This window comes from Vibrio gangliei, assembly GCF_026001925.1.
In the GTDB taxonomy this organism is placed as follows: domain Bacteria; phylum Pseudomonadota; class Gammaproteobacteria; order Enterobacterales; family Vibrionaceae; genus Vibrio; species Vibrio gangliei.
The window spans coordinates 395398-418530 of record NZ_AP021869.1; the positions used below are offsets into that span (position 1 = coordinate 395398).

The 23133-nt window shown below is 44.3% G+C and carries 22 protein-coding genes and 1 riboswitch; of the genes, 16 read left to right on the forward strand and 6 right to left on the reverse strand.

Features of this window, described 5'->3' with window-relative positions:
- Positions 1–118: 118 nt before the first annotated feature.
- From mpl to thiQ, 5 genes are all read left to right on the forward strand, one after another.
- Positions 119–1477, forward strand: a complete 1359-nt coding sequence (mpl, locus tag Vgang_RS01830; RefSeq protein ID WP_105902295.1) for a UDP-N-acetylmuramate:L-alanyl-gamma-D-glutamyl-meso-diaminopimelate ligase — start codon at positions 119–121, stop codon at positions 1475–1477.
- Between the two features lie 101 nt (positions 1478–1578).
- Positions 1579–2208: a flavin prenyltransferase UbiX gene (locus Vgang_RS01835; protein WP_105902294.1), complete on the forward strand. Its 630-nt coding sequence runs from the start codon at positions 1579–1581 to the stop codon at positions 2206–2208.
- A gap of 48 nt (positions 2209–2256) precedes the next feature.
- Positions 2257–2370: riboswitch (TPP riboswitch) on the forward strand.
- Between the two features lie 30 nt (positions 2371–2400).
- Entirely contained in the window at positions 2401–3417 is a 1017-nt protein-coding gene (gene thiB, locus Vgang_RS01840; protein WP_105902293.1) for a thiamine ABC transporter substrate binding subunit, read from the forward strand.
- A gap of 61 nt (positions 3418–3478) precedes the next feature.
- Positions 3479–5068: a thiamine/thiamine pyrophosphate ABC transporter permease ThiP gene (gene thiP, locus Vgang_RS01845; RefSeq protein ID WP_105902292.1), complete on the forward strand. Its 1590-nt coding sequence runs from the start codon at positions 3479–3481 to the stop codon at positions 5066–5068.
- The gene (thiQ, locus tag Vgang_RS01850) at positions 5068–5811 is read left to right on the forward strand and encodes a thiamine ABC transporter ATP-binding protein (RefSeq protein WP_105902291.1); all 744 of its coding nucleotides are present in this window, start codon (positions 5068–5070) and stop codon (positions 5809–5811) included. Before thiP ends, thiQ begins: the two co-directional genes overlap by 1 nt.
- 24 nt (positions 5812–5835) lie before the next feature.
- Here thiQ and Vgang_RS01855 read toward each other — a convergent pair whose 3' ends face one another.
- Together Vgang_RS01855 and Vgang_RS01860 are read right to left on the reverse strand one after the other, a co-directional pair.
- Positions 5836–6474, reverse strand: coding sequence for a hypothetical protein (locus Vgang_RS01855; protein ID WP_105902290.1), 639 nt, complete (start codon positions 6472–6474; stop codon positions 5836–5838).
- A gap of 340 nt (positions 6475–6814) precedes the next feature.
- Complete coding sequence (locus Vgang_RS01860; RefSeq protein WP_105902289.1) at positions 6815–8230, reverse strand: PhoH family protein; 1416 nt, start codon at positions 8228–8230, stop codon at positions 6815–6817.
- Positions 8231–8712: 482 nt separating this feature from the next.
- On the opposite strand from Vgang_RS01860, the gene rapA reads away from it, so the two are divergent.
- The 3 genes from rapA (at position 8713) to Vgang_RS01875 (ending at position 13592) form a co-directional block, all read left to right on the forward strand.
- Positions 8713–11637: an RNA polymerase-associated protein RapA gene (gene rapA / locus Vgang_RS01865; RefSeq protein WP_105902288.1), complete on the forward strand. Its 2925-nt coding sequence runs from the start codon at positions 8713–8715 to the stop codon at positions 11635–11637.
- 140 nt (positions 11638–11777) lie between these two features.
- On the forward strand, positions 11778–12515 hold the full coding sequence (gene rluA, locus Vgang_RS01870; protein ID WP_105902287.1) for a bifunctional tRNA pseudouridine(32) synthase/23S rRNA pseudouridine(746) synthase RluA: 738 nt from the start codon (positions 11778–11780) through the stop codon (positions 12513–12515).
- Positions 12516–12569: 54 nt separating this feature from the next.
- Positions 12570–13592 carry a D-2-hydroxyacid dehydrogenase gene (locus tag Vgang_RS01875; RefSeq protein ID WP_105902286.1) on the forward strand — a complete coding sequence of 341 codons (1023 nt, stop codon included), beginning with the start codon at positions 12570–12572 and terminating at the stop codon, positions 13590–13592.
- A gap of 20 nt (positions 13593–13612) precedes the next feature.
- On the opposite strand, the gene Vgang_RS01880 is transcribed toward Vgang_RS01875, so the two are convergent.
- Positions 13613–14617, reverse strand: a complete 1005-nt coding sequence (locus Vgang_RS01880) for a TAXI family TRAP transporter solute-binding subunit (protein ID WP_105902338.1) — start codon at positions 14615–14617, stop codon at positions 13613–13615.
- Between the two features lie 226 nt (positions 14618–14843).
- Positions 14844–15314, reverse strand: a complete 471-nt coding sequence (argR, locus tag Vgang_RS01885; protein WP_105902285.1) for a transcriptional regulator ArgR — start codon at positions 15312–15314, stop codon at positions 14844–14846.
- A gap of 299 nt (positions 15315–15613) precedes the next feature.
- On the opposite strand from argR, the gene mdh reads away from it, so the two are divergent.
- Positions 15614–16549 (forward strand): malate dehydrogenase, encoded by a 936-nt coding sequence (gene mdh, locus Vgang_RS01890; RefSeq protein ID WP_105902284.1) that lies wholly within the window; start codon positions 15614–15616, stop codon positions 16547–16549.
- A gap of 137 nt (positions 16550–16686) precedes the next feature.
- On the opposite strand, the gene ispB is transcribed toward mdh, so the two are convergent.
- The gene (gene ispB / locus Vgang_RS01895; RefSeq protein WP_105902283.1) at positions 16687–17658 is read right to left on the reverse strand and encodes an octaprenyl diphosphate synthase; all 972 of its coding nucleotides are present in this window, start codon (positions 17656–17658) and stop codon (positions 16687–16689) included.
- Between the two features lie 295 nt (positions 17659–17953).
- On the opposite strand from ispB, the gene rplU reads away from it, so the two are divergent.
- The 7 genes from rplU to Vgang_RS01930 all read left to right on the forward strand — a co-directional run bounded on the left by rplU (position 17954) and on the right by Vgang_RS01930 (position 22240).
- On the forward strand, positions 17954–18265 hold the full coding sequence (gene rplU, locus Vgang_RS01900) for a 50S ribosomal protein L21 (protein WP_086982113.1): 312 nt from the start codon (positions 17954–17956) through the stop codon (positions 18263–18265).
- A 21-nt stretch (positions 18266–18286) separates the two neighbouring features.
- Positions 18287–18544: a 50S ribosomal protein L27 gene (gene rpmA / locus Vgang_RS01905; protein WP_086982114.1), complete on the forward strand. Its 258-nt coding sequence runs from the start codon at positions 18287–18289 to the stop codon at positions 18542–18544.
- A 197-nt stretch (positions 18545–18741) separates the two neighbouring features.
- The gene (gene cgtA, locus Vgang_RS01910; RefSeq protein WP_105902282.1) at positions 18742–19911 is read left to right on the forward strand and encodes an Obg family GTPase CgtA; all 1170 of its coding nucleotides are present in this window, start codon (positions 18742–18744) and stop codon (positions 19909–19911) included.
- Between the two features lie 137 nt (positions 19912–20048).
- Positions 20049–20816, forward strand: a complete 768-nt coding sequence (locus Vgang_RS01915) for a threonine/serine exporter family protein (protein ID WP_105902281.1) — start codon at positions 20049–20051, stop codon at positions 20814–20816.
- A complete protein-coding gene (locus tag Vgang_RS01920) occupies positions 20813–21280 on the forward strand; it encodes a threonine/serine exporter family protein (RefSeq protein ID WP_105902280.1) in 468 nt (155 codons plus the stop codon). Before Vgang_RS01915 ends, Vgang_RS01920 begins: the two co-directional genes overlap by 4 nt.
- A gap of 38 nt (positions 21281–21318) precedes the next feature.
- Positions 21319–21807 carry a type 3 dihydrofolate reductase gene (gene folA / locus Vgang_RS01925; protein WP_245879922.1) on the forward strand — a complete coding sequence of 163 codons (489 nt, stop codon included), beginning with the start codon at positions 21319–21321 and terminating at the stop codon, positions 21805–21807.
- A 94-nt stretch (positions 21808–21901) separates the two neighbouring features.
- Entirely contained in the window at positions 21902–22240 is a 339-nt protein-coding gene (locus Vgang_RS01930; protein ID WP_105902279.1) for a HopJ type III effector protein, read from the forward strand.
- Between the two features lie 20 nt (positions 22241–22260).
- On the opposite strand, the gene Vgang_RS01935 is transcribed toward Vgang_RS01930, so the two are convergent.
- Positions 22261–23058 (reverse strand): DUF547 domain-containing protein, encoded by a 798-nt coding sequence (locus tag Vgang_RS01935; RefSeq protein ID WP_105902278.1) that lies wholly within the window; start codon positions 23056–23058, stop codon positions 22261–22263.
- Between the last annotated feature and the right edge of the window lie 75 nt (positions 23059–23133).

The window sequence follows — 23133 nt, forward strand, 5'->3', positions numbered from 1 at the left end:
TTCATTTCCCCTTAAAATTACCGATTTTATCCATACTTTTCCCTGAGTTTACGGTACTATCTGCCATAATTTTTTCCAATTCAAACGCCTCAAACTTAATGGGGCAGGAACCTCAGTTATGCATATTCATATTCTTGGTATTTGTGGCACATTCATGGGAGGCGCTGCCGTATTAGCGCGTCAATTAGGACATAAAGTCACCGGTTGTGACGCCAATGTTTATCCACCAATGAGTACATTGCTCGAATCTCAAGGTATTGAAATTATTGAAGGCTTTGATCCTAGTCAGCTTGATCCTGCACCAGACTTAGTCGTGATTGGTAATGCTATGAGCCGCGGCAACCCATGCGTGGAATATGTATTAAATAACAATCTGAAATACACCTCCGGCCCGCAATGGTTGCAAGAATTCTTGTTGCATGATCGTTGGGTGCTTGCGGTTTCTGGTACTCACGGTAAAACCACCACTTCAAGTATGCTGTCTTGGATCTTAGAAGATTGTGGTTATGCGCCCGGTTTTCTGGTTGGCGGCGTATTAGGTAACTTCGGTGTGTCTGCTCGTTTAGGTGAAAGCATGTTTTTTGTGGTGGAAGCGGACGAATATGACAGTGCTTTTTTCGATAAGCGTTCTAAGTTTGTGCATTACCACCCACGCACGTTAGTCATGAACAATCTTGAATTTGACCATGCGGATATTTTTGACGATCTAGAAGCAATCAAACGCCAATTCCACCATTTAGTCCGTACGGTTCCTGGTAATGGGCGCATCTTAGTGCCAGCGAATGATGATGGTCTCACGGATGTGATCAAGCGTGGTTGTTGGAGTGAGCTTGAGCACATTGGTGATGATGGTCATTGGAAAGCAGAAAAGATTCAAAAAGATGGCAGTCACTTTACTGTGTTCTTAGATGGTCAGTTACAAGGCGAAGTTAAATGGGACTTGGTTGGCGAGCATAATGTGAATAATGCTTTGATGGCGATTGCCGCTGCGCGTCATGTTGGCGTAACTCCGGATTTGGCCTGTGAAGCCTTAGGTAAATTCATTAATACTAAACGCCGCCTAGAGCTAAAAGGCGAAGTAAATGGCGTGAAAGTGTATGACGATTTTGCTCATCACCCAACCGCGATTGATCTGACGTTAGAAGGCTTACGTAATAAAGTGGGCGACAGTAAAATTATTGCCGTGTTTGAACCTCGCTCTAGCACTATGAAAATGGGCGTACATAAACACACATTAGCCGCAGCCTTTAAACATGCCGATGAAGTGTGTCTGTATCAGCCAAATAACATTAAGTGGAACGTGCAAGATGTGGCGGATCAATGTGCTCAGCCAAGTTATGTTGATGACAATATTGATAACTTTGTGGCGCATATCGTGGCTCAAGCGCAAACGGGCGATCAAATCTTAGTGATGAGTAATGGTGGCTTTGAAGGCATACATGGCAAATTACTCACCGCGTTAGAAGCGAAGCAGTAATCACCATCATTCAGTAATCTTAGCTGCGGATAAGTAAAAAGATCATAGTAGGCAAAAAGATCATGATGATCTTTTTACTGTTAAAGGTATAGGAGCATGGTATGACTCAAGTTGCAGATAAACGAATTACCTTAGCGTTCACTGGCGCTTCAGGTGCACCTTATGGGTTACGCTTACTGGAATGTTTGCTTGCTGCCGACTATACCGTGTATCTGTTGATTTCCTCGGCGGCTAGAGTGGTGATGGCAACTGAGCATGATTTAAAGCTACCTAGCGGACCTGATGCCGCTCAAAAAGCGTTAGTTGAACACTTATATTGTGACAGCGATAAATTGGTCGTGTGTGGCAAAGAAGATTGGTTTTCACCAGTGGCTTCTGGCTCTGCGGCGCCGAAAAAAATGGTGGTATGCCCATGTTCGGCTGGCAGTGTCGCATCGATTGCCCACGGCATATCGGATAACTTAATTGAACGTGCTGCGGATGTGGTGATGAAAGAGCGTGGCCAGTTGCTGCTGGTGGTGCGTGAAACGCCATTCTCAACGCTGCACTTAGAAAACATGCATAAGTTGTCGCAAATGGGCGTCACTATTATGCCTGCCGCGCCGGGGTTTTATCATCAACCGAAAACCATCGACGATCTGGTTGATTTTATGGTGGCGCGTATTTTAGATCACCTTGGCATTGAGCAGGGGCTGGTGCCACGTTGGGGTTATGATCAGCGTAATGAATAAAACTCATCGCGTTGATTGATCATCTCTGACTATATTGTATACAATCTACACGACTCATCGGGGTGCGAGTTTATACGCAGTAATTTGTGTAAAAACTGGCTGAGATAACACCCGTGACCTGAACCAGATAATGCTGGCGTAGGAAATGAGTGAAGCTAGCCTTCCTTTTTCTTGTGCCGCTCACTAAAAAGGATGCTTATAGTGAACTTCACATCGAAATCTTTTACGCTACTGGCGTTGTCATGCGCTGCCGTGTTTACTTCTTCTGTCATGGCAGCAGAAAAGCCCACGCTCACCGTTTATACCTACGATTCTTTCACTTCTGATTGGGGCCCGGGCCCGAAAATCAAAACGGCATTTGAAGCTCAATGCGGCTGTAATCTGAATTTTGTTGCACTTGATGATGGCGGCTCGGTGTTGAGTCGAATTCGTATGGAAGGCTCGACCACCAAAGCGGATGTGGTTTTGGGTTTAAACAACAATATTATGGCGCAAGCACAAGCGACGGGTTTACTGGCAAAGCACGATGTTGATACCTCCAAAGTGACGATTCCTGGTGGTTGGAATAACGATTATTTTGTGCCATTTGATTATGGCTATTTCGCGTTTGTGTACGATAAAACCAAAATGAAGAACCCGCCGAAAAGCATGAAAGAGCTGGTGGAGCGTGATGATTTCAATATCATTTATCAAGATCCACGCACCTCAATCACAGGGCAAGGTTTATTGTTGTGGGTAAAAGATGTCTATGGCGATGACGCCGCTCAGGCTTGGAAACAAATCGCGAAGAAGACGGTCACGGTAAGCAAAGGTTGGTCGGACTCTTATCCTATGTTCTTAAAAGGCGAGAGTGATATGGTGCTCTCTTACAGTACCTCTCCGGCTTACCACATCATTGCTGAAAATGATCCCAACTACGCAGCGGCTGACTTTGCTGAAGGTCAATATGCACAAATTGAACTTGCCGCTAAGTTAAAAAGCTCAAAACACCAAAAACTTGCTGATGAGTTTATGCAGTTTATTTTGAGTGATGATTTCCAATCGGTGATGGCGACAGGCAACTGGATGTATCCGGTGACCGACATTGAATTGCCAAAAGGTTATGAGCAATTAACCGTACCGAGCAAAATGTTGTCGCTGGATCCTGAAGTGGTTGCCAAACAGTTGAAAAGCTGGACTCGCGAATGGCAAATGGCACTTTCGGAATAATGTCTAAGTTGATTGGTCATTAGAATGAGCGGTAATAAAGTGCGTGAGGTCGGGCGCTAACATGGTCAATATTCAGGTACCTAAATTAGGTATTGTCGTGGCATCGGCTATTGGCCTGTTCGTGGTATCGACCGTGGTGGCATTGATTCATCATGCCCCGACACTCAATATGGGTTGGATTTTATCTGATCCTTATTACCGCCACATTACCTTCTTTAGTTTTTACCAAGCGTCGTTATCGATGCTACTCAGTGTGGGGTTGGCCATTCCTGTCGCCCATGCGCTTTCGAGGCGAGAGTTTTTTGGTAAATCTATACTGCTGAAATTGTTTGCTTCCACTTTAGTACTACCAGTATTAGTCGGCGTATTTGGTATTGTAGCTATCTTGGGCAATAGTGGTTTAGTGGCACAACTGTTCCGATTCTTCGACAGTCAGCTCCCATTTTCTATCTATGGTTTAAGTGGCATCTTGGTCGCCCATGTCTTTTTTAATTTGCCTTACGCGAGTCGATTGTTATTGCATGCTTTGGAATCGATTCCTAATGAGCAGCATAAATTGTGTGCGCATTTAGGCATGACCGGTTGGCAAAAGTTTCGACAAGTCGAATGGCCGAGAATGAGGCAGCAACTTCCGCAAATTGCTGGCCTTGTGTTTATGTTGTGCTTCACCAGTTTCTCAACCGTAATGGCACTTGGCGGTGGCCCCAAATCCACCACTATTGAACTTGCGATTTATCAGGCGATTAAGTTTGATTTTGATTTACAGGCCGGTGCGATTTTGGCGCTGTGGCAAATGCTGCTGTGTGGTGGGTTAAGCCTGCTGTTATTAAAGCTGACTAAAACCTTACCAACTTCCGATGCGGCCAGTCATCAACGTTATGCTTTTTTTATTGATAGCTCAAAAGCGAAATGGTGGGATGCGTTTTGGATTGTTTCAGCGGCGATCTTGGTGTTGCCGCCGTTAATGATGGTGGTGGGACAAGGGTTAAATCCTCGCTCCTTTGCGGTATTGCAAGATGAGAAATTTTGGCATGCTTTGAGTGCATCGGTACAAATTGCCACGCTTGCCAGCTGTTTGGCGTTATTACTCGGCATGGCGATTTTATTGACCAGTCGAGCTTGGCACTTAAAAGGTCAATCGAGTCGCGCGGGTAAAGTAGAATTAATGGGCACTATTATTTTGGTCACGCCAGGTATTGTGCTCAGTACGGGGCTGTTTTTGCTGTTACGTGAGCGGGTTGATGTGTTCAGTTTGGCATTTTGGGTTGTGGTGGTGATCAATAGCTTAATGGGGTTGCCATACATCATTAAAACCTTGAGTCAGCCAATGTTGCAGACGGCGCAGCAATATCACTCTCTTTGTCAAAGTTTAGGCATGGCAGGCTGGAACCGTTTTCGTTTGGTGGAATGGCGAGCGTTAAATAAAACCATCGCACATGCGTTTTCGATTTGTTTCATGTTTTCTATGGGCGATCTGAGTGCGATCGCTTTATTTGGCAGCCAATCTTTAACGACGTTGCCTTTGTATTTATTCCAATTGTTAGGCAGCTATCAAATTCAGGCCGCGGCCATGGTCGCCCTTTGTTTATTACTGTTTAGCCTGTTGTGTTTTGTGCTTATCGAACGTGTCTTTAAACGTGGTAGTCAATAATGAAAAAAGGGTGTGAACAAAGCGCTATCGCTGTCTCTTTAGACCAAGTGCAGTATGAATATCAAAATGAATGTTTTGAATTTGAACTGCAACTTCCCGCAGGCGCTATCATGGCTTTGATGGGAGCGAGCGGCTCTGGAAAGTCGACATTACTGAGTTTGGTCGCCGGTTTCATTGAGCCAAGCCAGGGGCAGATTTTGGTCAATGGCGATAATGTTGTTGGGCGAGCGCCACATCAGCGTCCAGTCGCCATGCTATTTCAAGAGCATAATTTATTTACCCATTTAACCGTCAGGCAAAATATTGGCTTGGGTTTACATCCGGGGCTAAAACTTACGGCGGAGCAGCAGCAATTAGTGCAGCAAGCTGCGCAGCAAGTTGGAATCGAAGAATTACTCGAACGTTTGCCAGAGCAGTTATCGGGCGGGCAAAGACAGCGTGTCGCATTGGCACGTTGTTTTGTTCAGCCACATACCATTTGGTTATTGGATGAGCCATTTTCGGCGCTCGATCCTGTACTGCGCGAGGATATGTTGCGGTTGGTTGCTAAGCTCGCTGAGCAGCGAAAATTGACAGTGTTAATGGTGACCCACCATATTAGCGATGCCAAAATGATTGCCAGTCATTTTGCCTTTATGCAGCAAGGGCGAGTCAGTGAAGTCGGGGAAATGGAAACCTTGAATCCAGCGCATGAAAATGAAGCGCTGCAAGCTTTTTTGCAAGCGGGAGGCATCACCGGCTAGAATTTCAAGACCAACAGACCAACTCTATTTGTGTGAGAGTGATTCTGATTTAACACGCTTAAAGTCAACGTAGTAACAAAGTGCTGAGTAGAACATTAACGCATAGCCCAGCACTTCGGTCCCTTCTTCGGCAACGTTTTTCACTGCTCGCACGAACTCATCACCCAGTAATCCTTCCCAAAGGCTGCCCATACCAAATAAACGTGAAAATATCAGCAAGACCGCTAATCCCACCATCATGGAACTGTTGTTTTTATCTTGCGCGTGTTGGCTTAATCCTGCGACGGTTTTTTCTTTATCTGTGAGTGCAAAGCGAATCGCTGAAGCGGCGACGACCAAGGCTGGCACGACCCAGAATCCGTGATAAATCAGATCAAATAGGGCATCGAGTTCACGAATCAATAAACAAGCAAAAAAGCCTGCAATTAATACGTAAGCATGGCGAACATCTGGGTTATTTTTAGCAATAGAGGCGAATAAACAGGTGGCAATGAATAACATGCCTTCTTGTAAAAACTCAGTGAGCGAGATTTCGCCTAAATTGTTATTAAAATAAAAAATGTCGACGCGAATACAAATAACAGGCAAAGCAACAACTACGGCAAGAACTAGAAAGCGTAACACTGAGCGTTTAATGACAAGGACGTTTTGATGATTTTGCATTATGGAAACCCACTTGTGATGAGTGTATGTGGTTTATCTATAGTATGGTGACCTAGATCACATAACTCAAGTTTGAACAAGCCGGTGATACTAATGTCATCTTTAGATGAGAGCTAGTATCATTTTGAACTAAGCGTATTTCTTTTAATTCTAACCGTTTGATATTTTATCAATTTGTGATTATCTCTTTCTTGTTCGCTCATATTTAATCGCTAGTGTTTGTTAGTTCTTGTTTAATAGCCATAGCTTGTTTAATAGCTATTGATAGATAGCTTTGTTCAATAAAGACAAAACGGGCATCAAAGCCCGTTTTTAAGTGGTTGAAAGTTAATATTTTCGGCTACAAGTTTTCCTCTGCAAACTCGGCCAAGCGGCTGCGTACCACGCCGTTTAAGTGAATGTTGGCGCTACCTTCAAAGTTTTTAAAGCGCTCCACTATATAAGTTAACCCCGATGTAACCGGCGTTAAGTAGGTGGAGTCAATCTGCGCTAAGTTACCGGAGCAGACGATTTTGGTGCCTTCACCACAGCGGGTAATGATGGTTTTTATTTGTGAAGCGGTCAGGTTTTGACACTCATCGAGCAATACAAAGGCGTTTTGAATCGAACGTCCGCGCATAAAGTTGATCGACTTGAACTGAATATTGGCTTTATCGCAAATGTATTTGAGTGAGCCTTCCGTGCAATGATCGTTTTTATGCAGTGCTTCGAGTGTATCGGTAATCGCCGCCAGCCAAGGCATCATCTTTTCTTCTTCGGTGCCGGGTAAGAAACCAATGGCTTCCCCTATATCTGGCGTATTACGTGTGACGATGATCTTATCGAACATTTTCTTCTCTATCGTCATTTCCAGTGCCGCGGCCATGGCGAGCATGGTTTTACCACTACCGGCGGCACCAGTTAAAATTACTAAGTCGATGCTTGGGTCGAGCAGGGCATCCATCGCCATGCCTTGATAAATATTTTTTGGATAGATATCCCAGGCATGACGATGCAATAAACGCTCTCGGCTGAGATCGCGAATTTTGGCGTTGTGCGGGTGCAATTCCTCAACACGGCCTGCAAAATCGGTATCTTCATCAATTAAATATTGGTTGATGAAGGTAGGCTCGAGCCCTTCGCGGTCGACGGTATGAAAGGTTTTGCTGCCAACGGTTTGGCTTTCTACTTGTTGGAAGTTATCCCAAAAGCTGCCTTCATATTGAGTGAAGCCTTTAGTGAGGTATTGCACATCATCAATTAATTGGTCTGTGCGGTAGTCTTCAACATATTGAACGCCGGCCCCTTTGGCACGAAGTCGCATATTGATGTCTTTGGTGATCAACACCACTTCGCGTTCAGGGTGCTGCTTTTGTAGGGCAAGAACGCCATTGAGAATACGATTATCTCCGGCTTTATCAGCAAAAGCCTTATCACTTTCTTGCACATCGTAATCAGCCAAAATTGAGATAGCACCGGAAGTTTGGTGCTCATGCCCAAAGGGAATACCTTGAGATATTTCTTCTGGTGTCGCGTCATGAAAAATGGCTTCTAATGCTCGTATCGCCACCCTGGCATCACGAGCAACATCGCGTTTACTGTCTTTGATTCGGTCGAGTTCTTCTAACACCGTCATTGGGATGACAACATCGTGTTCTTGGAAGGAATAAATGGCGTGAGGTTCATGTAAAAGGATGTTGGTGTCTAGGACAAACAACTTGCGAAGGCTGTTATCTTGTGAGGTACGGCTGGTCAGCGTTTTTTCATTCGCGCCCATAGCGTCTCCTTGATTCCGCGATGCGGAAAGCTAGCAATGTTTGATTGCCAGGCTGCAAGAGGAACGTCCTATCCCTCTTATGCTATCGAGTGTGTCGGTAGCGTGCAGCTACATAACGATCAAACCCTAAGTGTTAACGCGAAATAATAAGGTTTAACTTCGTGTCTTACCCTAGCTAACCCTAGTTATTATTTCTACGCTCAGTTTAAGTATAGAAAGATTTTTACTTTCTTCTCTACCATACCTCTCAAATATTGACACTTTTATGTCAGCGGAAAAAATTAGGCGATTTCAGGATGATAAATTCCTATCTATCCAGTAAAATAATCCGCTTTTTACGGGGTGAGTAAGAGCGTCTCTTTCTCATTTTTTGAACAAAATAGGGCCGTAAACCTTTACCCTTGTAAACGACAATCACACCTTGAAGTTACTTGGGGATAAACTAGATTTCATAAAGACAGATTCATAAGGTAGTCGATTACATGGCATTTGCGTTAGGTCAGCGTTGGATTAGTGATACAGAAAGCGATTTAGGATTAGGGACAGTAGTGGAGTTGGATGCTCGCACTGTGACTTTGATGTTTGCTGCTTCTGAAGAAAACCGTTTATATGCACGCAATGATGCGCCCATTACTCGTGTTGTTTTTAATGTGGGTGATGTGATTGAAAGCCAAGATGGCTGGTCATTAAAAGTAGAGCGAGTGGATGTTCAAAATGACGTATTAACTTACGTTGGCACTCGCCAAGATACAGAAGAAAGCGATGTCGCCTTACGTGAAATTTTCTTAAATCACCAAATTCGCTTTAATAAACCTCAAGATAAAATGTTCGCCGGTCAAATTGATCGTATGGACAATTTCGTGTTGCGCTATAACGCCCTAACCAATCAATACCAGCAACATAAAAGCCCAATGCGTGGTTTATGTGGCATGCGCGCAGGTTTGATCCCACATCAGCTGTACATTGCCCATGAAGTAGGTCGTCGCCACGCACCTCGTGTGTTATTGGCCGATGAAGTTGGCCTAGGTAAAACCATTGAAGCGGGCATGATTATTCACCAGCAAGTGCTGACTGGTCGCTCTGAGCGAATTCTCATTGTGGTGCCTGAAACCTTGCAGCATCAGTGGCTGGTGGAAATGATGCGCCGTTTCAACTTGCATTTTTCTGTGTTCGATGAAGAGCGTTGTCTAGAATCGCAAGCGGATGCACTCAACCCATTTGATACTCAGCAATATGTGCTCTGTTCACTGGATTTCTTAAAGAAAAACGAAAAACGCTACCATCAAGCGCTGGCGGCGGATTGGGATCTGTTGGTGGTGGATGAAGCGCATCACTTAGAGTGGAGTGTGGATGCACCGAGCCGTGAATATGAAATGGTGGAAGGTTTAGCATCTAGCATTGCCGGCGTGTTACTGCTGACGGCAACCCCAGAGCAATTAGGCCACGAAAGCCATTTTGCACGTCTTCGCTTATTGGATCCTGATCGTTTCTTTGATTACCCAACTTTTGTGAAAGAAGAGCAGCAATATGCGCCAGTCGCCGAAGCGGTAGCGAGTTTAGAGTCTGGTAAACCTCTAACGAATGATGAAAAAAATAGCATTACTGAACTGTTATCAGAGCAAGATGCGGAGCCATTATTTCGCATCTTAGATGGCTGCAGTTCACAGGCGGAATTCGATATTGAGCAAAAAGCGCTAGCACGCCAAGAGTTGATTGATAATTTGATGGATCGTCATGGTACCGGGCGTATTTTGTTCCGTAATACTCGTGCTGCGATCCAAGGTTTCCCAGAGCGTCATGTGCATTTGTTGGAAATGCCAATGCCTGAGCAATATACGCGTGCAATGCGTGTCACTAAAATGATGGATGGCGATTTGCCGGAGCCGGCACAAGCGTTAAAAAATCTCTATCCTGAAGAGATCTTACAAGATTTAGAAGGTGATAAAACTTCTTGGTGGAGTTTTGATCCTCGTGTGAGTTGGTTGATTGAAAAAGTATTAGCCAAACGATCGGAGAAGATCTTAGTGATCGCCTCACGAGCGACAACAGCATTACAACTCGAGCAAGCGTTGCGTGAGCGTGAAGGCATTCGTGCAACTGTGTTCCATGAAGGGATGTCGATTTTAGAACGTGACAAAGCGGCGGCCTATTTCGCGCAAGAAGAAGGTGGCGCGCAAGTGCTGATCTGTTCTGAAATTGGCTCTGAGGGACGCAACTTCCAATTTGCTAATCAACTGGTGATGTTTGATTTGCCATTTAACCCAGATTTACTTGAGCAACGTATTGGCCGTTTGGACCGTATTGGTCAGACTCGTGATATCGATGTATTTGTGCCTTACTTGCAAGGCTCAGCTCAAGCGACGTTAGCGCATTGGTATCACCATGGTTTGAATGCCTTTGCCGAAACCTGCCCAACCGGCCGCGCGGTATACGATCAGTATTCAAGTGACTTGATCACCATGTTGGCGAATGATGATATGACCAACTTGGATGAATTAATCGAGCTCTCTGCGACGCTGAATAAACAGTTGAAATCTAAGTTAGAGCAAGGTCGTGATCGCTTGTTAGAAATTCATTCTAATGGTGGTGAGAAAGCGCAGAAGATCACCGAGACCATTGCTGCGGGTGATAACGACACCAACCTTGTGACGTTCGCGTTAGGCCTATTTGATACTATCGGCTTAAACCAAGACGACAAAGGTGAAAATGCGCTCGTTGTTACGCCATCTGAGCACATGATGGTGCCAAGCTACCCGGGCTTGCCGTATGAAGGGGCGACCATCACTTTTGACCGAGATACCGCATTATCACGCGAAGATATGCACTTTATGAGTTGGGAACACCCAATGATCCAAGGTGGCATAGACTTACTCTTGAGTGAAAATGTCGGTACTAACGCCGTATCTCTCTTGAAAAATAAAGCCTTGCCGGTGGGTACCATGTTCTTGGAGTTAGTGTATTTAGTCGATGCACAAGCGCCAAAACGCAGTGGCATCAACCAGTTCTTACCGAAAACACCGATTCGTTTATTGCTCGATGGCAAAGGTAACGAGCTATCAGAGCAAGTGCCGTTTGATACCTTTAACCGTCAGTTGAGCCCAATTAATCGTCATATGGCGAGTAAAGTGGCGAGCTCAGTGCAAGATCAAATTCACGCTTTGATTGAGAAGGCGGAACAAGCGGTATTACCAAAACTGGATGAAGTACGCCAAGATGCTAAGGCTGACATGCAGCAAAAACTCAACTTAGAGCTTGAGCGTTTGCTAGCCTTGAAAGCGGTGAATCCCAACATTCGTGATGAAGAAATTGATGCCATTGAAGCACAAATCGAGACACTGTCTGGTTATATTGAAACCGCTCAATTGCAACTCGATTCATTGCGTTTGATTGTGGTGGCACATCAGTAATACGTTACTCGGAAAAGACGTTTCTCGTGGCTCGAGGAGGCATTTCGAGTTACGAGCAACGTTTATTTAACCATTTTCTGGCTCTAGTTCGGGACCCTAACCTAGGAACTAGAAACTACACACTAGGAACCTGTTTCTCCATGGCTCTACTTGAATACCTGCCACCCACTGATCCTTGGACGGAGATTGTTTATCAAGATGAGCATATTTTGGTAGCCAATAAACCCGCAGGGCTACTTTCTGTCCCCGGTCGCTTGGCTGAACATTACGACAGTATTTGGAGCCGATTACGTGAAAGCTACCCCAATATTGAGGTTGTACATCGCTTAGATATGGCAACATCGGGGTTGATGTTATTTGCTTTAACCAAAGAAGCGGAACGCCATATCAAAAAACAATTTCAATACCGTTTAACTCACAAGATTTATTATGCTCGAGTATGGGGAAGCGTTGAACAAGATGAAGGTGAAATCGATTTGCCGCTAATTTGTGATTGGCCGAATCGCCCGAGACAGAAAGTGTGTCACCAAGATGGCAAACCGTCGCTAACCCGTTATCAAGTGGTAGTTCGAGAAGCGCAAACCACAGTGGTTCGCTTGTTGCCGATTACTGGGCGTTCACATCAATTGAGAGTTCACATGCAAGCATTAGGACACCCGATTGTTGGAGATGAATTTTATGCCACACCTGAAGCATTGACTTTTTCTGAACGATTGCAGTTGCATTCAGCGGAGTTAAGCTTTTATCATCCAAGTAATAATCAACTATCGACGGCTTTTGTTGAGTGTGATTTTTATCTCGCTGCAACAGCACAGATCCTGCAACATTTTGACCCTGATGCAGAATTACCTGATTATAAAACCCTGACATCTTCATAACGCAAGCCTATTTAACGGGTCACGGCTTAGGCTTGTCATGGAAAAGGATTTCTCATGCCGACTTCTGCTAAACCTGCTACGGTTAAATCAACGCCTATTTCACCAGCTTCATTAGCAAGCAAACCAACGGTGGTTTTTCTTGATATCGCCACCATTCCATCCCACATCAAGATCCCTAATTTGACTTTTGAGCATCAATGGAAGGCTTTTGACTTTACCTCGCCAGAGCAAGTGGTTGAGCGTATCGCCGGGGCTGATATTGTGATCACCAATAAAGTGAAACTCACGGCTGACGTGCTAGCGCAAGCACCGAATGTGAAGTTGATTGCGGTTTCGGCAACGGGAACCAACAACGTGGATTTGGATTATTGTCGTGAGAACAGTATCGTGGTCACCAATGTTCAAGGTTATGGTACTCGCTCTGTACCTGAACATGTGATTGCGATGATGTTTGCCTTAAAGCGCAATTTGGTTGGTTATCATCAAGATATTGCTGCAGGTGTTTGGCAAAAAGATAAGCAGTTTTGCTTTTTTACTCATCCTATCACTGATGTCGCGGGCTCGACGTTAGGCATTATTGGCAGTGGCAGCTTGGGGCAAGCGGTTGGAGTATTGGCAAAAGCACTGGGAATGAAAGTGGTGTTTGCGGAGCGCAAGGGTGTTTCTCCTTGTCGTTTAGGTTACATGGCGTTTGAGAAAGTGATTGAAACGGCGGATGTGTTAACACTGCATTGTCCATTAACCGCGGAAACAGAAAATTTGATTGCCATGCCTGAGCTGCAAGCCATGAAATCTAGCGCTATTTTGATCAATGCTGGCCGAGGTGGTTTGGTGAATGAAGCCGAACTTGTGGAGGCGCTTAAAATTCAGCAGATTGCAGGGGCTGGTTGTGATGTTTTTACCCAAGAGCCCGCCGATGAATCCAATCCTTTGATTGCCAATATGGGTTTGCCTAATCTGCTCTTAACTCCGCACGTGGCGTGGGGCAGTGATTCTTCTATCCAAGCCTTGTGCAATATCTTGATGGATAATATCGAGAAATTTCAGCAAGGCGTGGAGCAAAATCGTGTTGTTTAATGATTGCTAGACCCTAGCTCTTAGAGCAATCCGACTTCTTTGTAATAACGAATTGCCCCTGGATGCAAAGGGACAGAGATGCCATCTTTGATCATATTGGGCTTTTTCAACATTGAGAAAGCGGGATGTAATCGTTTGAAAGTATCAAAATTATCAAACACGGCTTTGGTGATTTGATAAGCCGTTTCATCACTCATTCTGGTATCGGCAAACACAATTGAAAGAACACCAAAGGTATGAATGTCTTGGTTATTATTGGGGTAGAGTTTACCTGGAATGACCGTCGGTGCGTAATATGGTGTTTGCTTTACCAAAGTATCAATTTTCGGACCTGTGACTGGCACAAGTTGCGCTTGGCAAGACGTGGTGGCTTCTTTAATTGAAGCGTTAGGATTTCCTAAAATAGAAATAAACGCATCAATTTGATTATCACATAGGGCCTGTGCGCGGCTTGCCCCCGAAAACTCTGTCGCTAGTGAAAAGCTTTTTTTAGACCATCCGAATTGCTGCATGATCATTTCTATTGTTGCTCGGTCACCGGATCCTTGGTTGCCAATATTGACCCGTTTGCCAGCCAGATCTGCGACGCTGGTGATTTTAGAGTCGCGTCTCACCACAAGGTTAAGCGGTTCATTATAAAGGGAAAACAAGGCGCGCATGTTGGAATATGGCGTGTCAGGTGTAAACTCAGCGTGCCCTTGGGCGGCGTAGTATTGCCAGTCGGATTGGCTGATCCCAAGATCATTTTTACCCAATCGAACTTGGTTGATGTTATCAACAGAGCCGCCTGAAGGTTCAATTGAACAGCGAATGTTGTGCTGAGCACGACCACTATTCACCAATTTGCAAATAGAACTACCGGCAGGATAGTAAACACCTGTGACCGCGCCTGTTGCGATTGTGATGTACGTTTTTGCAGGTTTACCAGACGCATTAGCATGGGCAAATGGTAGAGATATCACGACCATCATTAAGGCGGCCAGCGCACTGCGGGCAAGGGGGCGTGATATTGAGAAAGATGTCATCATGGCGTATTCCTTATGCCAGAAGAGAAAAACCTAGCCAAATCCTTTGCTAGTGAAAAGTGATAACTTGGTTACAATTATGTAATAACTCATCAATAAGAATGCTAATAGTAAGTGTTATTGCTAGCTAGAGAATTATTTTGAAAGGTGTAAAAAATGAGAAGGCGTTCACGGGATGTGAACACCTGAAGATGAAATGAAGGATGGATAGGTTGAGAACTTGAGCTTATCCAGCGTACTCAAAGAGTTCGCAAACAGAATCGTAAAGCTGCTTGGTCGTGATATTCAGCGTCGGCGTAATAAAGATAGTATCATCACCGGCAACCACCCCTAAAATGCCTTCCGATTTTCCTAATGAGTCGAGCAGGCGAGCGATTAACTGTGCAGCTCCTGGGCCTGTATGAATCACGACTAATGCATCGTTATGACCAACATCTAATACTAATTCACGTAAAGAACTGGAAGCGGTTGGGACACCAAGTTCAGCTGGTAAGCAGTAAACCATTTCCATTTTGGCATTACGGGTTCTGACAGCGCCAAATTTTGTCAGCATGCGCGATACTTTTGACTGATTGATATTCTCAAAGCCTTCTTCGCGTAGCGCATCCACGATCTCACCTTGAGAACCAAAGCACTCTTCTTTTAATAGCGCTTTAAACGAACGAATTAGATTGTCTTGTTTGTCATTGTTTTTCATAGTTCGATTCTTGGTAGTAGTACATATTCTTTCAGGATTTTCGCATAGATGAGCATTAATCACCAAGTATTAGCGTCATTTATTCTAAAACCAAGTTGTTGTGATTGTGTTAATGGAATTTTATTTTCACCATTTAGTTATTGATTATATAGACTATTTAAAAATAGTTTGGTGTAACATCTCAAAGCTGAAGTGAGCTAATTGTAATTATTCATGACTTGTTGTACTTTCGATTTCATCTTAGGTGTACACCTAAATCTAACGTGAAATTAACAAAATTTTTTCAAGGAGAAAGGCTAATGAAAGTAGCTGTAATTGGTGCTGCTGGTGGTATTGGACAGGCACTTGCTTTATTGCTGAAAAATGGACTTCCGGCAGGCTCAGATCTTGCTCTTTATGATATTGCTCCAGTCACTCCAGGTGTTGCTGCTGACCTTAGCCATATCCCTACACCGGTTTCAATTAAAGGTTTTGCGGGTGAAGACCCAACGCCTGCACTGGAAGGTGCGGATGTCGTACTGATTTCTGCTGGTGTTGCGCGTAAGCCGGGGATGGATCGTTCTGACCTATTCAATGTTAACGCAGGCATTATTAAATCCTTAGCTGAAAAAATTGCACAAACTTGTCCAACCGCTTGTGTCGGTATTATCACAAACCCAGTGAACACAACAGTGCCAATCGCTGCTGAAGTACTAAAAAAAGCCGGCGTGTATGATAAGCGTCGTCTATTTGGTATCACGACTCTGGATGTGATCCGCTCTGAAACATTTGTCTCTGAATTAAAAGGTGTATCACTAGAAGGTCTAGAAGTGCCGGTGATCGGTGGTCACTCAGGTGTGACTATTCTGCCTCTACTTTCTCAAGTAAAAGGTGTTGAGTTCTCTGATGAAGAGCTTGCAGCCTTGACTAAGCGTATTCAAAACGCGGGTACTGAAGTGGTTGAAGCGAAAGCGGGTGGCGGTTCAGCAACACTGTCTATGGGTCAAGCAGCATACCGCTTCGGTCTATCGCTAGTGAAAGCGCTGAATGGCGAGCAAGGCATTGTGGAATGTGCTTACGTTGAAGGTGACGGTGAACACGCACGTTTCTTCGCACAACCTATTCGTCTAGGTAAAGAAGGCGTAGAAGAAATCCTAAGCTTTGGTGAGCTAAGTGTATTTGAACAACAAGCGTTCGATAGCATGCTAGATACACTAAAAGGTGATATTGCACTCGGTGAAGAGTTCGCGAAATAAGAGTTCGAATCTCGATTCTCGAAAGCTCGTTTCTTGAAAAAGAGGCGAGCTTTTTGTTTTCTGCGGGAAAAATAAGGGGAAGTTCGTTACACGAGCAGCGCAGCGTACGAGAAGCGACGCGCCCGAGTATCGGTGGTTTATTTCGTTCTTCTCACCGCCATGTGAGCCAGCGTGATAAGCGCTTGTTTGTATTCCGACTCAGGAATTATCGCCAGTTCTGCAATGGCTTTATCCGCTTCTTCTTCGGCACGTTGTGTGGTGTATTCTAATGAGCCAGTCTCACGCATGGCTTGCATAATAGCGTCTAGCTTTTCCATACCATTAGAGTGCTCAATTGCATCACGAATCATTTCTGCTTGCTCTGTCGTGCCATTTCGCATTGCGTAGAGTAGTGGCAGGGTAGGTTTACCTTCCGCGAGATCATCACCGACGTTTTTACCCATTTCTTTGCCGTCAGAAGTGTAGTCCATGACATCATCAATTAACTGAAATGCGGTGCCGAGGTATTTGCCATAGTTTTGCAGTGCGGTTTCAATCTCTTGTGGCGCATCAACTAGCAAAGCACCAATTTGTGTAGCGGCTTCAAATAAACGCGCCGTTTTAGAGTAGATCACCTGCATGTAGCTTTCTTCAGTGGTGTCTGGGTCGTTACAGTTCATCAACTGCTGGACTTCACCCTCTGCAATAACGTTCACTGCATCACTCATTAACTTCAAGATCTTTAATGATCCTAAGCTGGTCATCATTTGAAACGAACGGGTATAAATATAGTCACCAACGAGAACACTGGCGGCATTACCGAAGGCGGCATTGGCCGTTTCTTTACCACGGCGCATGTCGGACTCATCTACCACATCGTCATGCAATAAAGTCGCGGTGTGAATGAACTCAACAAAAGCGGCAGCAGTGATGTGGTGTTTACCTTGGTAGCCAAGCGCTTTGGCTGATAATAACGCCAGAAGAGGGCGCATACGCTTACCACCACCGCTGACGATATAAAAACCTAGCTGATTAATGAGGCTGACTTCAGAGTTGAGTTGAGCATGAATGGTTTCATTCACTTTTACCATGTCATCGGCAGTAAGCGCCTGGATAGCTTTAAAATCCATTATTGTTCCAGCTGAAATAAAACTGTGGCTAGCCAAACCTAAGATAGCGACCAGTCAAAAATTTAAAAATATTCGTCGATTCTACACTAAAAAACATTGATAAACACGAGTGTAAACGGCATCATTAGCGCACTTTAATCAGGCGATGATCTTTTCGCCATTTTTTTTAATATTTATCTTGTCAAAGGCGATGCTCTCAAGTAGAATCTGCGCCCTATTGATGACAAGTTTAAGCGCACACCTGATATGTTTAAAATAACTAACATGATGCTGTGCGGAAAAAGCGGAGTAAAATATGTACGCTGTTTTCCAATCTGGTGGTAAACAACACCGTGTAAGCGAAGGTCAAACTATTCGCTTAGAGAAATTGGACGTAGAGACTGGCGCAAGCGTTGAGTTTGATTCAGTTCTTATGGTTGCTAATGGTGAAGAAATCACTGTTGGTGCACCTTTGGTTGCTGGCGGTAAAGTAACTGCGGAAGTAGTTAAGCACGGTCGTGGCGATAAAGTAAAAATCGTTAAGTTCCGTCGTCGTAAGCATTCTCGTAAGCAAATGGGCCACCGTCAGTGGTTCACTGAAGTCAAAATTACTGGCATCAGCGCTTAATTAATCTAAGGAGAAGCTAACATGGCACATAAAAAAGCTGGTGGTTCTACTCGCAACGGTCGCGACTCAGAAAGCAAACGCCTAGGTGTTAAGCGTTTTGGTGGCGAATCTGTTCTAGCTGGTAACATCATCGTACGTCAACGTGGTACTAAGTTCCACGCTGGTACTAACGTTGGTATCGGTAAAGACCATACTCTTTTCGCTTTAGCAGAAGGTAAAGTGAAATTTGAAGTTAAAGGTCCTAAGAACCGTAAGTTTGTAAGCATCGAAGCTGAATAAGTTTCTTGCTGAAAAGCTATCTAAAAGCCCTGCCTTATGGCGGGGTTTTTTATTTATAGCTAAATTATATAATAGACCCTAGACCCTAGACCCTATCCTCGAGAGCCGAGAGCCGAGAGCCGAGAGCCGAGAGCTGGGATTTATAGTCTGTGGTTTACACCCAAACTAACTTGCTAATAGAGCGAGTGGAGTAGCAAATGAAATTCGTTGATGAATCAGTAATAAAAGTAGAAGCCGGTGATGGCGGTAATGGCGTGGTTAGCTTCTGGCGCGAAAAGTTCGTCGCTAAAGGTGGCCCTGATGGTGGTGACGGCGGTGACGGCGGTGACGTCTATATGGAAGCCGACGAAAACCTGAATACCTTAATCGACTACCGTTTTGAGCGTTTTCACAAAGCTGAGCGTGGCCAAAATGGTAGCGGTGGTAACTGTACTGGTAAACGCGGTAAAGATAAGACCATCAAAGTGCCTGTTGGTACACGTGCGGTTGACATCCACACTAATGAAGTTGTGGGTGAGGTAACGGAACATGGTAAAAAAATCATGATAGCCAAAGGTGGTTGGCATGGTTTGGGTAATACCCGTTTTAAATCGTCAGTGAACCGTGCGCCTCGTCAAAAGACCATGGGGACTCCGGGTGAAGTACGTGAATTACGTTTAGAGCTATTGCTTCTTGCGGATGTGGGTATGCTTGGCCTACCTAATGCGGGTAAATCGACCTTTATCCGTGCGGTATCGGCCGCTAAGCCAAAAGTGGCCGATTACCCATTTACCACTCTGATTCCAAGTTTAGGCGTTGTGCGTGCCGGCTCTGAACGTAGCTTTGTTGTGGCTGATATTCCTGGCCTAATCGAAGGTGCGGCCGATGGTGCTGGTTTAGGTATTCGTTTCTTGAAGCACCTTGAGCGCTGTCGTGTGCTATTACATATGATTGATATCATGCCAATTGATGGTTCTGATCCAATTGAAAACGCATTAACCATCATTGATGAGTTAGAGCAATACAGCGAGAAAGTGGCGGCTAAACCACGTTGGTTGATCTTCAATAAAGTGGATCTTATGACCGAAGAAGAAGCGGATGAGAAGATCCAAGAGATCATCGATGCGCTTGGTTGGGAAGGGCACTATGCTAAGATCTCAGCGGCGAATAAGTTAGGCACTCAACAACTTTGTTACGATCTTGCTGACTTCATGGATACCTTGCCGAAAGAAGTGGAAGAAACCAAAGAAGAAGATAAGGTCGACTTCAAGTGGGATGATTACCATAAAGATGCCATGAGCGGTAAAAACGTCGTGACTGAAGATTGGGATGATGATGACTGGGATGACGAAGAAGACGATGGTCATGTCATTTATGTGCGTGATTAATTGTTAATCTGCAATTGAATATAAAGAAAGCTGTGATTTTTATTAAATCGCAGCTTTTTTTTATTCGAAATCATCTTTTTGAACACAAAAATCAGGCAGACTAGCTGTCTATGTCAAAGGATTGATAAGAGAGTGTTATGCAAGAAAAACAAAGGATCATCTCACGGTTAATTGTGCAGACTGGGCAAATGCTGCTGGCACATGGCGCGGAGAGTACACTTGTTGGTGATCTGACTCGGCGCATAGGTCTGGCGTGCGGTATGTCAGAAGTTGAAGTGTCGTTATCGGCGAGTTCCATTGTGGTGACCACTGTGATGAATGATCACTGCATTACCACCGCACGTCGCAGCCCAGATCGTGGCATCAATATGAAAGTTGTCACCGATATTCAACATATTTGCATTATGCTTGAACGCAAGGTGATTGATTATCGAATGGCACAGCAAAAACTCAATCAAATTAAAGCTACTCGTTATAACCGCTGGTTAGTCTTGGTGATGATTGGACTGTCTTGTGCTGCCTTCGCCCGTTTAGCGGGGGGAGATCACACCGTGTGTGCGATTACCTTTTTAGCTTCTAGCGTGGGGATGTTCGTACGCCAAGAGATTGGTCACCGTAACTTTAACCCTATGCTGAACTTTGCTGTTACGGCTTTTGTTACCACGCTCATTTCCTCGCAAGCGGTGATTTATCAATTGGGCAACTCTCCTTTTACCGCGATGGCATCCTCCGTGTTAATGCTAGTACCGGGTTTTCCACTAATTAATTCTGTGGCCGATATGCTCAAAGGTTATGTCAACATGGGGATTGCTCGTTTTGTGATGGCAAGCCTTCTGACTTTTGCCACGAGTTTAGGGATTGTGGCCGCGATGACATTAACCGGAACGTGGGAGTGGATTCGATGAACCTGTTTCTATTCGATGTGTTACTTGATATGGCATTGGCCTCCATTCCTGCTGTTGGTTTTGCCTTGGTATTCAATGTGCCAGTCAAAGCCTTAAAATATTGTGCATTAGGTGGGGCGATAGGGCATGGTTTGCGTTTTATTTTAATGTCTTATTCTATCCCAATTGAGTGGGCAACATTTTTTGCTGCTACCACTGTTGGTATGATTGGGGTGCATTGGTCTCATAAATTTCTGGCTCATCCTAAAGTGTTTACTGTGGCAGCAATGATCCCAATGGTTCCCGGTGTTTATGCTTTTAAAGCAATGATCGCATTAGTGGAAATTAAGCAAAGCGGTTATGATCCTGAATTGCTTGCTATATTGATGGATAACTTTTTACAAGCCATGTTTATTATTGCAGGGCTAGCCATTGGTTTAGCTATGCCGGGCTTGTTGTTTTATCGTAGGCGTTCCGTAGTATAGCGAGGCTTCAGTTTGAATTTTAGTGTAAAGGATTTAATGTGAAAATCAGTATGATTGCCGCGATGGCAAACCATCGAATTATAGGTAAAGACAACCAAATGCCTTGGCACTTACCCGCCGATTTCGCCTGGTTTAAGCAGTGTACTATGGGTAAACCGATTGTCATGGGACGCAAAACCTACGAATCGATTGGACGTCCTCTACCTGGACGTTTAAATATCGTGATTTCTCGTGATCCTGAATTGCGTATTGATGGTGTCGAAACAGTGACCTCTATTGAACAGGCTAAACAGGTGGCAGGCGATGTTGAGGAATTGATGATTATTGGTGGTGGGAGTATTTATCAAGCTTGTTTGCCTTTTTCGGATTATCTTTATCTCACTTATATTGATGCTGACATTGACGGCGATACTCAATTTCCGGATTGGGGAGACAATTGGCAAATCTTGCATCAAGAGTTTTACTCTAAAGATGATAAGAATGCCTATGATATGACTTTTGTTAAACTCGCTCGTAGTTGCAATTAATTGAAGAGCTCAGTCATTTGCGTCGCTTAATCACCTTGGCATTACAGCTGACGGACAAAGTTCAACCCAATAAAAACTAAAAGGAAATAAGAACATGGAATTACAAGAGTTTTTGCATCAAGTGACAAGCGAGCCATTGTCGGTTGAGTTTGAGCAAACCATTGCTGTGATTGAGAGTAACTACACCTTCACACCAACCGCTTTTACGAATGGCGAAGTACAAAATGAAGCAGGGCAAAACAATGGTTCTTGTAAGATTTTTGCTTTTGCTCAACTACACAACCTGACTGAGGCGCAAACCTTAGCGTGTTTTGGTCAGTTTTATCGTGAAGATGTGCTGCAGCATCCAGAAAACGACGATCATCAAAACATTCGCAATTTTATCACTCATGGCTGGCAAGGCGTGAAATTCAGTTCACCTGCGTTAGCCTAATTCCGAGCATTTCCGCAGAACTACTCTGTTTGATTCAAAGCCCAGTCATAGTCATAGCTGGGCTTTTTATTGCTTTTGGCTATCTCTGGATGAAATTGAGTTAAGTAGTTCAACAGCTGCTGTTCGCCTCCAAAATCCTCGGCGTACCACTTAAAAATCGAAGATAGCTGCAATTGTTGGGCGTCGATTTTTACCCCTTTATCTGAATGTAGAAATTGATATTCAGCTTGAGTAAGTAACTGCTCACTATTACTAGAAGTGAAGGCATGAGGTTGCAAATTAGGACAACCTAGGCTGGCACAATTCACGGCATAGTGAATGCGTTTATCTCGCCAAATCGGACGTAAGATTCGGTGTTCAATATTATTTAAAGATAAAGCTTGTTGATTGATGTGAATGAGCTTGTCATCCCAAGGACCAAAAGAAAAAATGCCGCCAAGTTTAGTGATAGATTGGATGGGATAGTGTTCAATGATGAGTTGTACCGTCAGCGCATTATACAGGTTGACCCAATAAGCAAATTGTTCAGCGCGGTTGAACTGGCGGGGATCGAGTTGAGATAAAGTTTGAAGGTAACCGGTGAGTAACTGCTTATCTGACTTGGTGAAGCTTGAGTAGCTAAATAGCGTATTTTGATCAGATTGTACAAGATGGCGATCTAATATGGTTTGCCAGTCGCTATGGTCAATCGACTGAGTATTTTGTTCATTACTACTATCCCAAATATCCCATAAGTCCGCTTTGGGGGCTGCAATAGATGAAAAACTAAGGCTCAATAAAAAAGAGCGCAATAAAAATAAGCATAATAATCGCGACATGGTTGTAGCTCTGAATGGTTTAAGTCTGAATGGTTTTTCAGTCTGATAAATGGGTTGATAACCAGCTAGACCTGA